Here is a 13,271-nt window from a genome sequence, read left to right as displayed (position 1 = left end):
AAAATACCTGTAATTTTATTGCAGGTATTTTTTTATACAGCTATTTTTGTATAAAATTTAAAAACAATATAAACCGAACTTGTTTTTTATATTTTTCAAATTGCTAAAAATTGCTGTTCTCTTCTTTTACTCATTTCTATTAATTGTCTTAAAGATTTTATGTAGGGGGAAATACTTAGTTTTTGCTTGAACAATAAAAATGAGTTCATTAAAAATCACAAAAAATGAAAAAATTAAAGTATGTTTTTGCTATTGGATTAGGAGTAGCATTATTAACCTCATGTAGTAGCTCTGCTTCAGACGATTTTGATGAAGTTAACGGAGAAGCTAAAAAGAAAAGATTAAAAACTGTTGCAGCGACAAATCAAGAAAATGAAACAATTACTACTCAGTTTATGTATAATGCTGAAAAAGAATTGGTAAGTGTTTCTGGAACAAATGGAACAGACGCTACTTTAATAAACTATAGCAATGACGGGAGTACTATTAAGGTGACAGAAGACAGCGATCTTTCAGAAAGCCTTTCAATAGAAGAGTTGTATCAATCACCATATAATATTTATGAAACAGGAATGGCATTAGAATATGATTCTAACAAAAATCCTAGTAAAGTTTTATTTCAAGTTGAGGTTTATGATTGGGAAACTGAAATGAATGTTGTTGAAAATTATACAGCAGAAATATTTTATGACAATAAGCCAAATATGTATTTTTCTACTTTAGAATCTGCTGGGCTTATTGAAATTTTAGATGGAGTTGATGTTAGTTTTGGTGTAAGTCCTCAAGCATCAGAAGTAATTAAAGCTAGAAGATTATTACCATTAAATAACGTAACGAAGATTATCTATAAAGACGGAGGTGATAACGTTATAGGTACTTTAACTGTAGATTATACTTATGATTCGGATGGGTACCCTTTAATAGGAAAAGGAGTAGCTGTTGCTGGTGAAGAATCAATTGCTATAAATACTACTTATAGTTACGAATAAACTAGATTATAATAAAAAAAGCCTCGACATTGTCGAGGCTTTTCTTTTTTACTTCACTTGAAATACAAAGGGTATTCTAGCTTGAATTCCTTTTAGGTTTTTCATTTTGTGAATATTATGGTATAATTGGTAATTTTCATCACCTAAAGTTTCTTTAAGTATTTCTTCTTTTGAAGCTTTCATAAATGGAGAGAATTTTAGAGCCTCTTTTAAGTCAGTTTTATAATTAGGGTAATTACGAACTCTAAAATTTTGAACTTCTGCCAATTCAGCTGCAACTTTAATGGCGTCATTTAATCCTCCTAATTGATCTACTAAGCCATTTTCAATAGCTTCTTTACCAGTCCAAACTCTACCTTGTGCAATTTCGTTTACTTGCTCAAAAGTCATGTTACGCCCTGCAGAAACACGGTTAACAAAAGTAGTGTAGATTTGTTCAACACCTTCTTTAGTTACATCGTAGAATTTCTTGTTCATTGGCTCAAAAACACTATAAGAAGCACTGTTGTTAGTAGAGACTTGTTCTGCATTGATACCAATATTATCGGTAAACTGACTAAAGTTAGGAATGGCTCCAAAAACTCCAATAGATCCTGTAATTGTAGTAGGTTCTGCAATAATTTTGTTAGCATTACAAGCAATATAGTAACCTCCAGAAGCTGCATAGTTACCCATAGAAACTACTAAAGGTTTTTCTTTTTTTGTTAATTCTAGTTCACGCCAAATTAATTCAGAGGCTAAAGCACTACCTCCAGGTGAATTTACGCGAAGTACGATAGCTTTTACATTATCATCTTTTCGGGCTTTTCTGATAGCTTTGTTTATAATTCCTTGTCCGATATAGTCTTCGCTTCCTTCTCCATACACAATATCACCTTGTGCATAAATCACGGCGATTTTATTTTTAGCAGTAGAAGAAATTCTTCCTTTTCCAGAGTTTATGTAGTCTTCAATAGAAATAGTATTTACTTTCTTATCAGAACCCATAGCTAACTTCTTTTCGTATTCATCTTCATAAATAGAAGCATCTATTAAATTATTTTCTTTTGCTACAGTAATATTTCTTCCATTAGAATTATCAGCAATAAGGTTTAGTTTTTTTATAGAAATGTTTCTACTCTTACTAATATCATCTATGATTTCTGACCAAATTGATTTTAAAAATGAAGAGGTTTGTTCGCGGTTAGCTTCGCTCATTTCATTTTCCAAGAAAGGTTCAACTGCACTTTTATATTTTCCGTGACGAATAACCTCCATTTTAATACCATATTTGTCTTCAAAGTCTTTGAAATATAAAATTTCGGTAGATAAACCTCTAAAGTCAATAGCTCCAACTGGGTTTAAGAATAAACTGTCAGCAACAGAGCTTAGGTAGTAATTTTTTTGAGTATAAATGTCATTATATGCATATACAAACTTACCACTTTCTTTAAACTCTTCAATTTTGTTTCGTATGGCTTGTGTTTGGGCAATACCAGCATTAACAAAAGGTGTTTTAATACTTATTCCTTTTATTTTATCATCAGTTTTTGCATTTTCAATAGCGTTGATAATTTTGTTTAAAGCCAATTTTTCATCTGTTAGTTCTAGAGCTTCAGCAATAGGGTTGTCTTCTTTTGGAGCATAATCTTTAATAGGGGTTGATAAGTCTAATTCTAAAACTGAGTTTGATTTTACAACAATTTTTTCTTCAGCTCCTACAATAGCAGCTATAGCAAAAAAGAATACAAACAGTAAAAATAAGGCAATGAAAAAGCCTAGAACAGAGGCAAGTAAATTTCTTAAAAACTTCATGTTATATGATTAATTTTTTGAGCAAATATACAGTTTTTCGAAAGACGTCTTTTACTAAGGTTTTACTAGTTCCAACGATTTATTCCTACATCCAAATTCATGCGGTATTTTCGTTGGGCGAACTCAAAATAATTAAAAAGTTTATAGTTTACTTCATAGCCATAATCAACGTGTGGACTATAATCAATTACATTTTCATAAATGTTTGAATTAAATTGTAAAGGATTCCTAGCTCGATAATTCCATGTGTTTACATACAAACGGTTTTTATTTTCGAGGTATTGTTGTGAATAAAATCCTTCGGGTTTAGCAATGCTGTTTAAATAGGTAGTAAAACCAGGGTCTATAATTATAATTTCATATTCTAAACTATCATTAGCAATTACAACTGGTTCCTCTTTAGAAGTATTCTTTATAGGCGAGGAACTGCAAGCCCATATCATAATTCCAATAATACTAAGAAAAAGAATGCGTTGTAAGGTTTCCATAATCAGTATGATTTGTAATTATAAAGTTGCAAAAATTATTCCATTTTTCATTGATTTTTAATTTGTTTAACAGTAATTTTAAGCATTAAATAATAGAAAATGAAGAAAAGATGTTTTTGGGTTAGTAATGACCCACTATATATTGAGTATCACGATAATGAATGGGGAGTGCCTGTATATGATGACGATAAGCTGTTTGAGTTTTTAATATTAGAAACTTTCCAAGCAGGTTTGAGTTGGATTACAGTTTTGAAGAAAAGAGAAAACTTTAGAAAGGCATTTGATAATTTCGACTATAAAAAAATAGCAAAATACTCTGAAGACAAATATGAAGAATTGCTTCAAGATGCTGGAATTATAAGAAATAAATTAAAGATAAAAGCGACTATAACCAATGCTCAGGCTTTTATGAAAGTACAAGAAGAGTTTGGTACGTTTTCAAAATATATTTGGGCTTTTACTAATGGACAACCGATAGTGAATAAGTTTGAAAAGAGAGAAGAGGTACCAGCAACAACAGAGCTTTCTGACGCGATTTCAAAAGATTTAAAAAAACGAGGATTTAAGTTTGTAGGTTCAACAGTAATTTATGCACATATGCAGGCGACAGGAATGGTTAACGACCATACAACCGACTGTTTCCGATATCATGAAGTTTAAATTTCGTAATTTTAGCGTTCAAAAAATAAATTTAAAAATATATAAATGAAACTAAAACAAATGCTTTTTGTGTTTGCAGCAGCAGGAGTGTTAACTTCTTGTGGTGTAGACGCAAAAAAAGAGCCTAAAGTAGTAGAAAAAAAGGCAAAAGAATTTGAATATGTTGTTGAGCAATTTGCTGATATAAAAGTGTTACGTTATCAAATTCCTGGGTTTGATGAGTTAACACTAAAAGAAAAAAAATTAGTGTACTATTTAACACAAGCTGGTTTATCTGGACGTGATATTATGTGGGATCAAAACTACCGTCATAATCTAGAAATTAGAGCTGCTTTAGAAAACATTCATAATAACTTTAAAGGAGATAAGGAAAGTGAAGATTTTAAAGCATTCACTACTTATTTAAAAAGAGTATGGTTTTCAAACGGAATCCACCACCATTATTCTAACGATAAGTTAAAACCTACCTTTTCTAAGGAGTATTTAGAAACGTTGTTAAAAGAAACTAATACTGAGTTATCTACGGAAGCATTAGACGTTATTTTTAATGATAAAGATGCTAAAAAAGTAAACAAAAAAGCTGGGGTAGATAATGTATTAGCATCAGCAGTAAACTTTTACGGAGCAGATATTACAAGTAAAGATGTAGAAGATTTTTATGCAAAAGCTGATAAAGGCCCAGAAGGACAACCAATTGAGGCTGGATTAAACTCGAAGTTAGTTCGTGAGGAAGGAAAATTAGTGGAGAAAGTTTGGAAGTCTGGTGGAATGTACGGACAAGCAATCGATAAAATTGTTTATTGGTTAGAAAAAGCTAAAGAAGTAGCAGAAAACGAAAAGCAAGCAAAAACATTAGAGCTGTTAATCGAATACTATAAAACAGGAGATTTACATACTTGGGACGAATATGCAATTGCTTGGGTAGAATCTACCGAAGGAAATATTGATTGGATTAATGGTTTTATTGAAGTATATAATGATCCTAAAGGGTACAGAGGTTCGTACGAAACAATTGTACAGATCAAAGACTTCGATATGTCTAAAAAGATGAAAGTATTATCAGACAACGCTCAATGGTTTGAAGATAATTCTCCATTAGATCCAACTCACAAAAAGAAAGATGTGGTAGGAGTTTCGTATAAAACAGTAAATGTCGCTGGTGAAGCAGGAGATGCATCTCCAAGTACACCAATTGGAGTGAACTTACCGAACAATAACTGGATTCGTCAACAACACGGTTCTAAATCGGTATCGTTAGGAAATATTATAGGTTCTTATAACAATGCTGGAGGAACTGGACGTTTAAAAGAATTTGCGAATGATCAAGAAGAAATCGATTTAGAGATTAAATATGGTAAGCTAGCTGATAAATTACACACAGCATTACACGAGGTAATTGGCCATGCTTCTGGGGTTATTAATGACGGTATAGGGCAACCAAAAGAAACTTTGAAAAACTACGCTTCTACAATGGAAGAGGGTAGAGCAGATTTAGTTGGACTGTATTACTTAATGGATCCTAAATTACAAGAGTTAGGTTTAGTTGATGACTGGCAAAAAGTAGGAAAAGCTGCTTATGACGGATATATCAGAAACGGGTTAATGACACAGTTAATTAGAATTAACTTAGGAGACGATATTGAAGAAGATCACATGGTAAACCGTCAATGGGTTTCAGCATGGGCTTTTGAGCAAGGAGCGAAAGATAATGTAATTGAAAAAGTTACCAGAGATGGAAAAACTTTTTATAATATTAACGATTATGAGAAGCTTCGTGAGATTTTTGGTCGTTTATTAAAAGAAGCACAGAGAATAAAATCTGAAGGAGATTTTGAAGCTGCAAAAGCATTAGTAGAAGGTTACGGAGTAAAAGTAGATCAAGATATTCATAAAGAAGTTTTAGATCGTAATGCTCAGTTTACATCTGCTCCTTATAGCGGATTTGTAAATCCAGTATTAGAGCCAGTAACTGATACTGAAGGAAATATTACTGATATTAAGATTAAGCAACCAGAAACGTTTGAAGAGCAAATGAAGTTCTACGCTAAAAACTATAACTTCTTACCAATAAAAAATTAAAAAGTTATAAGCTTGAATAAAAAAACCGATTCTGAAAAGAATCGGTTTTTTGCTTTTATAAGAAACTCTTAAGAGTTTTATTATTTAGTTAATAATTTTGATAAAAACAATAACGCAATTACTACCGCTATTGCTATGGCAACGTATAAAGCTCCATTTTGATAATGCTTTTTATTGTTTTTAGCATCTTTTTTATAACTAAAATACATTAAAAGAATAAAAGCTATAACAAATAAACTCGCAAAAATAATTCTACCTGTAGTAAACATTTTAGCAGCAATAAGTATAAACATAAAATTGTATTTTTAGCAAAGTTAAAGAATGATTTTAGAATGGAGAAAACTAAAACAGCAATTATTTTTGGAGGCACTTCTGGTATTGGAAAAGGACTTGTAGAAAAACTAATACAAGAAAATTATATCGTAGCGGTAACCGGGAGAAGGCTTGAAAAATTGGAAGAGTTAAAGAATAAGTATTCTAACCAAATACTTATTAAGCAAAATGATATCCAACAAGTTGATGAGGTAGAAAAAGTGTTTAATGAGTTAGTAAATGAATTAGGAGAAGTTCATTTGGTGATACAATCTTCAGGAGTTGGATTTGTAAACCCAAAGTTAGACTGGGATAAACAAGAGCAAACTATAAACACGAATGTTTTAGGTGTAACAAAACTATATGCATTAGCTTATAAATTGTTTAAAAAACAAGGTTTTGGTCATTTAGTCGGTATTTCTTCTATCGCTTCACTACGTGGAAATAGAGCAGCACCAGATTATTTCTCTTCTAAAGCATATCAAAAAGCGTATTTAGAGAGTTTGTATATCAAAACAAAATCTATTAAAACAAAAAAAGTTTTTATTACAGATATCCGTCCGGGGTTTGTTGATACAGCAATGGCTTTAGGTGATGGTATTTTTTGGATGGTTCCTCTAGAAAAAGCAGTTAATCAAATTTATTCAGCAATAAAACGAAAAAAGCGAGTAGCTTATATCTCAAAAAGATGGAGGTTAATAGCTTGGGTATTAAAAATAGTACCAGCAAGAATTTTAAAAATGGCAACATAATGAAAAAGGAAAATTTAATAATATTTGATATTGATGATACATTAACTAAAAGTGAAAATCAACATCAAGAAGCGTATGTAGAAGCTATGAAAAGTTTCGGAATAAGTAAAGTAAACCAAGACTGGAAAAGTTATAAAAACATGACAGATAGTTATATTTTAAAAAGAAACTATGAAGTCAATTTTAATACAACTTTTAGTTTTTCTTTTATTCCTGAATTTGAAGAAAAAATGATGGAACTACTATTGTCTTTAACAAAAACAGAAGAAATACAAGGAGCAAGAGAAATAGTTGATTTTTTTATGAAAGAAACCGATTATGCTATTTGTTTTGCAACAGGGTCATTATTAAAACCAGCATTAATTAAATTAGAACAAGCAGGTATAAACTTTGTTCCGAATTTAGTAGAAGCATCAAATAATTTATTCACAAGAGAAGAAATTGTAAACTCAGCAATTCAAAAAGCAAAAAGTTATTTTCAAGTAGAAGAATTCAAAAATATTATTTCGGTAGGAGACGGAATATGGGATTTAAGAACTGCAAAAAACTTAGGAGTAAACTTTTTAGGTATTAGAAATAAAAATTTATCAGATTTTAAAGAAGAAGGAATTAAGAGTCATATTGAAGATTGGACAAGATTTAATTTTCAAAAAGTAAAAACAGAATTACAAATCATATAAGTTATATAGAATGAAAAAAAGAATTGAAGCAGTACATGAATTTCATAGTGCATTTGGGTTAGGAATTAAAAATGAACCCACCGCTAATATAGGTGAAGAAAGAAACTTACTTCGCTATAATTTAATGAAAGAAGAAAATGAAGAGTATTTAGAAGCAGCACAAAATAACGATTTGGTTGAGGTAGCAGACGCTTTAGGCGATATGTTGTATATTTTATGTGGAACTATAATAGAACACGGTATGCAACATAAAATAGAAGAAGTATTCAATGAAATACAACGAAGCAACATGAGTAAGTTAGGAGAAGACGGTAAGCCTATTTATCGTGAAGATGGTAAAGTACTGAAAGGACCAAATTACTTTAAACCAAACATTAAAAAAATTTTAGATAAATAAAAAAGCTCCTTAATAAGGAGCTTTTTTACATTTTGTTTTTCTATTTATTTACCCATAATTCTTTCTAATTCTGATGTTAATGTTTTTACATTATTAACCATTTTAATAATAATACCATTAGCATCTACAATTAAATGTGTAGGATATTGTTTAACCTTTAGTTTCTTAGCCATATAATCCTTTTGTTCAGGAATAGTAGGGTATTTAAATTCTTTAGTTTCTAAAAATTTAATCAATTCATCTTTTTTATCAAAAGCCAAACTAACAAATTCTATTTTATCATCCTTGTATTTATCAACCAGTTCATTTAATTCAGGAAACTCTTCTACACATACCTTACATGTAATAAACCAGCACTTTAGCACTAATAATTTTCCTTTTGTATCCGCTTTATTGTGAGCGTTACCATTTAAATCAACAAAATTGTAATCAGGAAGTTTTTTGCCTTCCATCTTAAAATATTGATGTGCTATTGAAGCCTTACTAACGATTGATTTTTTTATTTTTTCATCAGAAGAAGCATCAATACCAGTAAGCTGGTATTGTACTTTACCTTTTTTTTCCGATTTAATCGGAATATAAGCGCCTGTGCGTAGTAAGGTTAAAAAGATACCTTTTTCCATAGCTGCACCTTCATCATCTAGAGGAATAAAGGTAGACATTAAATCAATGTTTTCCTTTGCATAAGCTTCCCAGTTATCAAAGTTCTTTTGAATGTCTTCGATGTCAACGGAAAAAGAACCTGTTGAGGAATTATCAACAGATAAGGGCTCTTCAGGAGTGTCTTCTTTAGAAGAAGTAATTTTATTACTTTGGGCTATGATATTATTTTCATTTTCTAATGAATTAGAATAGAAATCCAATCCAAAAAATGAAATAACAAAACCAACTCCTATTGATAATAAAGCAGGTATAATATTTCTCATTTCTTTAGAATTTTTTATTAAAATAACTTAATTCCGTTTACTAATATAGCTTTTTTAAATGAAATGATTAAATTTTAACTCTCCAGTTGTGCTTGTCTTCTAATTTGTTATACTGAATGTTGAGTAGTTTTTCTTTAAAGAAAGAGGCATAAGAATCATTTGTTTCAGGTAATTCAAAAGTTTCGTTTTGGTGTTTAAATCCTTTTATAGGATTTATAACAGCAGCAGTACCAGAACCAAAAATTTCCAACAGTTCACCTTGTCTAGCAGCTTCTTTAATTTCAGCAACTGAAACTCTTTTAACTTCAATATCTATATTATAATCTTTTGCAAGTTGAATAATTGATTTACGAGTAACACCATCTAAAATTCTATCATTAGTAGGAGCAGTTATAAGTTTATTACCTATTCTAAAAAAGATATTCATTGTACCTGCTTCTTCAAGGTATTCGTGGGTGTTTGCATCAGTCCAAATAATTTGTTGATACCCTTCCTTATGTGCTAAACTAGTAGGGTAAAATTGCGCAGCATAGTTACCAGCGGCTTTGGCAAAACCAACACCACCGTCAGCAGAACGACTATATTCTTCAGCAAATAGTACTCTAACTTCACCAGCATAATATGATTGAGCAGGTGAGCAAATAATTATGAATTTATATTCTTCAGCAGGTGAAGCAGCAATAGCTCCTTCTGAAGCAATAATAAACGGACGAATATATAACGAGTTTCCTATTCCTTTATTAATCCATGCATCATCTATCTCAAGAAGTTTTTTTAACCCTTCAAAAAATACATTTTCAGGAACTGGAGGCATTGCTAAACGAGCCCCAGATTTATTAATTCTATGAAAATTTTCATCTGGACGGAATAAAAAGACATCATTATTTTCATCTTTATAAGCCTTCATTCCTTCAAAAACAGCTTGCCCGTAATGAAAAACCCTAGCAGAAGGCTCAAAAGTTAAAGGTCCATAAGGTAAAATTTTAGGTGTTTTCCATTCTCCATTAGCAAAGTCACAAACTAGCATATGGTCAGTAAAAGTGCGACCGAACGCTAAGTTGTTAAAATCTACCGTATTTATTTTAGACTCTTGTATAAGCTCAATATCAATATTCATTATGTGATTGTTTTAGAAGTGCTACGAAGATACGAAATCTAGTGGTATGTTTTGAGGTTAACTACCAGCTTGAAGAAATATGAGTATATTTGTAGATATGTTAATTTTAATTTTTTGAAAATGAAAAGACTACTAGTTTTTGCTACGCTTTTAAGCGTAATGTTTAGTGCTTGTAAAACTGAAAAGAAAGATGCAGCTCCTGCTGCGAATGGTATTAAAGAACAAAAGATTGCCTATGCGTCTTTTGGAGATGAGATTACAGATAGCAATGCTATTTCTGCTGAAGAAATGCGAATAAAATTCAAAAACTTAAAAAAAGGGGATACTCTAAACATAAAATTTACTTCAACGATAAATGAAGTGTGTAAGAAAAAAGGGTGTTGGATGAAGTTAGATTTAGGGGAAGAACAAGAGTCAATGGTGCGTTTTAAAGATTATGGTTTTTTCATGCCTTTAAATGCAGATAATAAAGAAGTGGTAGTAAACGGTAAAGCTTTTGTTACTGAGATTTCTGTTAATGAATTACAACATTATGCTAAAGATGCAGGAAAATCAGAAGAAGAAATAGCAAAAATTATAGAACCAAAATACACCTATGCTTTTGAAGCAGATGGAGTGTTAATGAAAAAATAATGAAACAATTAATTATTGTTTTATTGATGTCTTTGGTGCTTTTTTCTTGCAAAGCGGAAAAGGAACAACCAAAAGAGGAACTTATAATGTATCAGTCTTCTGAAATGGCAGCTTTAATGAATGCTATGTACGAAGGGAATATGACTGTTAAAAATAAGATTTTAGAAGGAGAGTCAATAGGTGACTTTCCTGAAACTTACTTGAATATTCATAGTGCTGTTTTAACTGATCCTGCAGATAGAAATGCAAGTTTTGAAGCTTTTTCAAAATTATATATTCAAAATATACAGCAAGTATATTTGGGTTCAAAAGATTCTATAAAGCAAAATTTCAACAAAGCTGTAAATAGTTGTATTGCCTGCCATAAAACAACTTGCACTGGACCAATACCTAGGATTAAAAAATTACTAATTAAATAGTTTAGTTATAAAACGAGAAATTATCATAACGTCAGATGGTTCTACAACCATTCATTTACCAGAATGGAATGAACAATATCATTCTAAACACGGAGCAATACAAGAAGCATATCATGTATTCATTAGAAATGGATTAAAGTATGTAGATGCTAAAAATGTTTCTATTCTAGAAATAGGCTTTGGTACAGGACTTAATTCTTTTATCACGTTATTGGAAGCTAAAAAGGAGATTGATTATGTTGGAGTAGAGGCATATCCTGTAGCTAAAGAAGAAGTAGCAAAATTAAATTATGTTGCGGAGTTGGACGCCGATGATAAAAGAGAATTTTTTGAAAAAATTCACGAAGTTTCTTGGGAAGAAAAACACAACATTACTCCCAATTTTTCATTAACTAAACGCAAACAATTTTTTGCTGAAATTACCGATGAGAATAGTTTTGATTTGATTTATTTTGATGCTTTTGGAGCAAGAGTACAACCCGATTTGTGGACTGAGGATATTTTTAGAATTATGTTTGCTGCGTTAAAACCAGAGGGTGTTTTAGTAACTTATTCAGCAAAGGGAAGTGTACGACGAGCAATGCAAGCAGTAGGTTTTGATGTTGAGCGTTTACCCGGGCCTCCAGGTAAAAGAGAAATGTTACGAGGAACAAAAATTATAACGTGATATTTTACGTGATTAATGTAGAAATTAGAAAATAAAGAAATGGAGTTTAAAAGACGTTTCGGTAATCGAAAAAGAGGGAATCCTAAAAGAGGGTTGTTTTTAGTAGTTTTATTAATTGTTGTGTTGTACTTATTTTTCAACGCAGAAAAAATTCTTGGAAAATTTTTATAAATGAAACCATTTCAGTTTAAAGAATTTACAGTGCATCAAGATAAAACAGCGATGAAAATAGGTACTGATGCTGTATTATTAGGAGCATGGTGTAATTTAGGAGAGTTTCCAGACACAATATTAGATGTTGGCTCTGGTACAGGAATCATTTCGTTAATGTTAGCACAACGAAGTGATGCGATGACTATTGATGCAGTTGAGATTGATACAAACGCTTATGAGCAAACGGTTGAGAATTTTGAGCAGTCTGATTGGGGAGATAGACTCTTTTGTTACAATGCTTCTTTTGTGGAATTTGCAGAAGAAATGTCTGAAGATGAAGAAGAGTATGATATAATTGTATCCAATCCTCCATTTTATACTGATAACTACGAAACAGAGGATGTAGCGCGAAACAAAGCACGGTTTACGAGTTCTTTGTCTTTTGAAGAGTTATTAAAAGGAGTTAGTGAAATATTGTCCGAAAACGGAAGGTTTTCAACCATTGTACCATTCAAAGAAGAAGAAAATTTTATAGAACTAGCTAAAAATCATAATTTATACCTACACAGAGTTTGTCGAGTAAAAGGAGCTCCTACTACTGAAATCAAACGTAGTTTATTAGAAATGTCCTTTGTAGAGACTACAATCCAAGAAGAAGAGTTGATAATAGAAACAAAAAGGCACCAGTACACTGATGCCTATATTAACCTTACGAAAGATTTTTATTTGAAGATGTAATCTTTTATGAGGTTGTGTTTTCAAAATTTCTGTTTAGTTTTAGTTATGTTCTTGTGAGTAATGTAGTTCTTCAGTGCCAGTTTTTATGACAGCAATAGGGGTTTTATTTTCATCAATAGCAACAAAGGTGAATTCACCTTCAATGGCTTTTTCTCTATGTTGAGAGTACATCTGTTCAGTAAAAATTTTAACAGTAACTTTTAAACTTTTGTTACCTATATAACTTACTTTTCCTACTAATTCAATAATAGTTCCAGCAGGGATAGGCTTTTTAAAATCAATTTTATCACTACTTACGGTTACAACTTTTTGCCTGCAGAATCGTGTTGCTGTAATAAAAGCAACTTCGTCCATTAGTTGCATAGCGGTTCCTCCAAAAAGGGTGTCATAATGATTGGTTGTATTTGGAAATACGGCTTTGAAAATACGTGTTTCCGACTTTGTTATTTTTTCTTCTGTGGTCATTT

Annotated in this window: 16 protein-coding genes; 10 read left to right on the top strand and 6 right to left on the bottom strand. The window is 31.1% G+C overall.

All coding sequences use genetic code 11. The features are described 5' to 3' along the window. Positions 1–224 precede the first annotated feature (224 nt). Entirely contained in the window at positions 225–989 is a 765-nt protein-coding gene (locus MHM83_RS08780) for a hypothetical protein (RefSeq protein WP_239179291.1), read from the top strand. Positions 990–1,037: 48 nt separating this feature from the next. Here MHM83_RS08780 and sppA read toward each other — a convergent pair whose 3' ends face one another. Beyond that, positions 1,038–2,783, bottom strand: coding sequence for a signal peptide peptidase SppA (gene sppA / locus MHM83_RS08775; RefSeq protein WP_239179289.1), 1,746 nt, complete (start codon positions 2,781–2,783; stop codon positions 1,038–1,040). Between the two features lie 65 nt (positions 2,784–2,848). Continuing rightward, entirely contained in the window at positions 2,849–3,271 is a 423-nt protein-coding gene (locus MHM83_RS08770) for a DUF6146 family protein (protein ID WP_239179288.1), read from the bottom strand. Between the two features lie 99 nt (positions 3,272–3,370). Between MHM83_RS08770 and MHM83_RS08765 the strand changes: the two genes are divergently transcribed. Together MHM83_RS08765 and MHM83_RS08760 are read left to right on the top strand one after the other, a co-directional pair. Beyond that, positions 3,371–3,931, top strand: coding sequence for a DNA-3-methyladenine glycosylase I (locus tag MHM83_RS08765; RefSeq protein WP_239179287.1), 561 nt, complete (start codon positions 3,371–3,373; stop codon positions 3,929–3,931). Positions 3,932–3,976: 45 nt separating this feature from the next. After that, complete coding sequence (locus tag MHM83_RS08760; RefSeq protein ID WP_239179286.1) at positions 3,977–6,010, top strand: dipeptidyl peptidase 3; 2,034 nt, start codon at positions 3,977–3,979, stop codon at positions 6,008–6,010. A gap of 80 nt (positions 6,011–6,090) precedes the next feature. On the opposite strand, the gene MHM83_RS08755 is transcribed toward MHM83_RS08760, so the two are convergent. Beyond that, positions 6,091–6,303, bottom strand: a complete 213-nt coding sequence (locus tag MHM83_RS08755; RefSeq protein ID WP_231128378.1) for a hypothetical protein — start codon at positions 6,301–6,303, stop codon at positions 6,091–6,093. A 39-nt stretch (positions 6,304–6,342) separates the two neighbouring features. Here MHM83_RS08755 and MHM83_RS08750 point away from each other — a divergent pair, with 39 nt between their 5' ends. Genes MHM83_RS08750 through MHM83_RS08740 form a run of 3 tightly spaced genes read left to right on the top strand, consistent with a single transcriptional unit; the run spans position 6,343 to position 8,151 of the window. Continuing rightward, positions 6,343–7,074 (top strand): SDR family NAD(P)-dependent oxidoreductase, encoded by a 732-nt coding sequence (locus tag MHM83_RS08750; protein WP_239179285.1) that lies wholly within the window; start codon positions 6,343–6,345, stop codon positions 7,072–7,074. Next, the gene (locus MHM83_RS08745; RefSeq protein ID WP_239179284.1) at positions 7,074–7,754 is read left to right on the top strand and encodes an HAD family hydrolase; all 681 of its coding nucleotides are present in this window, start codon (positions 7,074–7,076) and stop codon (positions 7,752–7,754) included. Before MHM83_RS08750 ends, MHM83_RS08745 begins: the two co-directional genes overlap by 1 nt. 10 nt (positions 7,755–7,764) lie before the next feature. Continuing rightward, the gene (locus MHM83_RS08740) at positions 7,765–8,151 is read left to right on the top strand and encodes a nucleoside triphosphate pyrophosphohydrolase family protein (RefSeq protein ID WP_239179283.1); all 387 of its coding nucleotides are present in this window, start codon (positions 7,765–7,767) and stop codon (positions 8,149–8,151) included. Positions 8,152–8,195: 44 nt separating this feature from the next. Here the strand turns inward: MHM83_RS08740 and MHM83_RS08735 are convergent, their stop codons facing one another. Continuing rightward, positions 8,196–9,077, bottom strand: a complete 882-nt coding sequence (locus MHM83_RS08735; RefSeq protein ID WP_053056649.1) for a TlpA family protein disulfide reductase — start codon at positions 9,075–9,077, stop codon at positions 8,196–8,198. A gap of 67 nt (positions 9,078–9,144) precedes the next feature. Beyond that, positions 9,145–10,194, bottom strand: coding sequence for a branched-chain amino acid aminotransferase (locus MHM83_RS08730; protein ID WP_239179282.1), 1,050 nt, complete (start codon positions 10,192–10,194; stop codon positions 9,145–9,147). Between the two features lie 120 nt (positions 10,195–10,314). Between MHM83_RS08730 and MHM83_RS08725 the strand changes: the two genes are divergently transcribed. From MHM83_RS08725 to MHM83_RS08710, 4 genes are all read left to right on the top strand, one after another. Beyond that, positions 10,315–10,827, top strand: a complete 513-nt coding sequence (locus MHM83_RS08725) for a DUF4920 domain-containing protein (protein WP_239179280.1) — start codon at positions 10,315–10,317, stop codon at positions 10,825–10,827. Then, positions 10,827–11,246 carry an acetolactate decarboxylase gene (locus MHM83_RS08720; protein ID WP_239179278.1) on the top strand — a complete coding sequence of 140 codons (420 nt, stop codon included), beginning with the start codon at positions 10,827–10,829 and terminating at the stop codon, positions 11,244–11,246. The genes MHM83_RS08725 and MHM83_RS08720 overlap by 1 nt, the downstream gene beginning before the upstream one ends. Before the next feature lie 7 nt (positions 11,247–11,253). Further along, complete coding sequence (gene mnmD, locus MHM83_RS08715; protein ID WP_239179356.1) at positions 11,254–11,913, top strand: tRNA (5-methylaminomethyl-2-thiouridine)(34)-methyltransferase MnmD; 660 nt, start codon at positions 11,254–11,256, stop codon at positions 11,911–11,913. Between the two features lie 171 nt (positions 11,914–12,084). Beyond that, a complete protein-coding gene (locus MHM83_RS08710) occupies positions 12,085–12,804 on the top strand; it encodes a tRNA1(Val) (adenine(37)-N6)-methyltransferase (protein ID WP_159493317.1) in 720 nt (239 codons plus the stop codon). A gap of 39 nt (positions 12,805–12,843) precedes the next feature. Here the strand turns inward: MHM83_RS08710 and MHM83_RS08705 are convergent, their stop codons facing one another. Beyond that, complete coding sequence (locus MHM83_RS08705) at positions 12,844–13,269, bottom strand: acyl-CoA thioesterase (RefSeq protein ID WP_159493318.1); 426 nt, start codon at positions 13,267–13,269, stop codon at positions 12,844–12,846. Positions 13,270–13,271 lie beyond the last annotated feature (2 nt).

The sequence above is a fragment of the Tenacibaculum sp. Mcav3-52 genome (assembly GCF_022347665.1).
In the GTDB taxonomy this organism is placed as follows: domain Bacteria; phylum Bacteroidota; class Bacteroidia; order Flavobacteriales; family Flavobacteriaceae; genus Polaribacter; species Polaribacter mesophilus.
The sequence above is the reverse complement of the archived record's forward strand: the minus strand, read 5'-3'. Positions and strand labels throughout refer to the sequence as shown.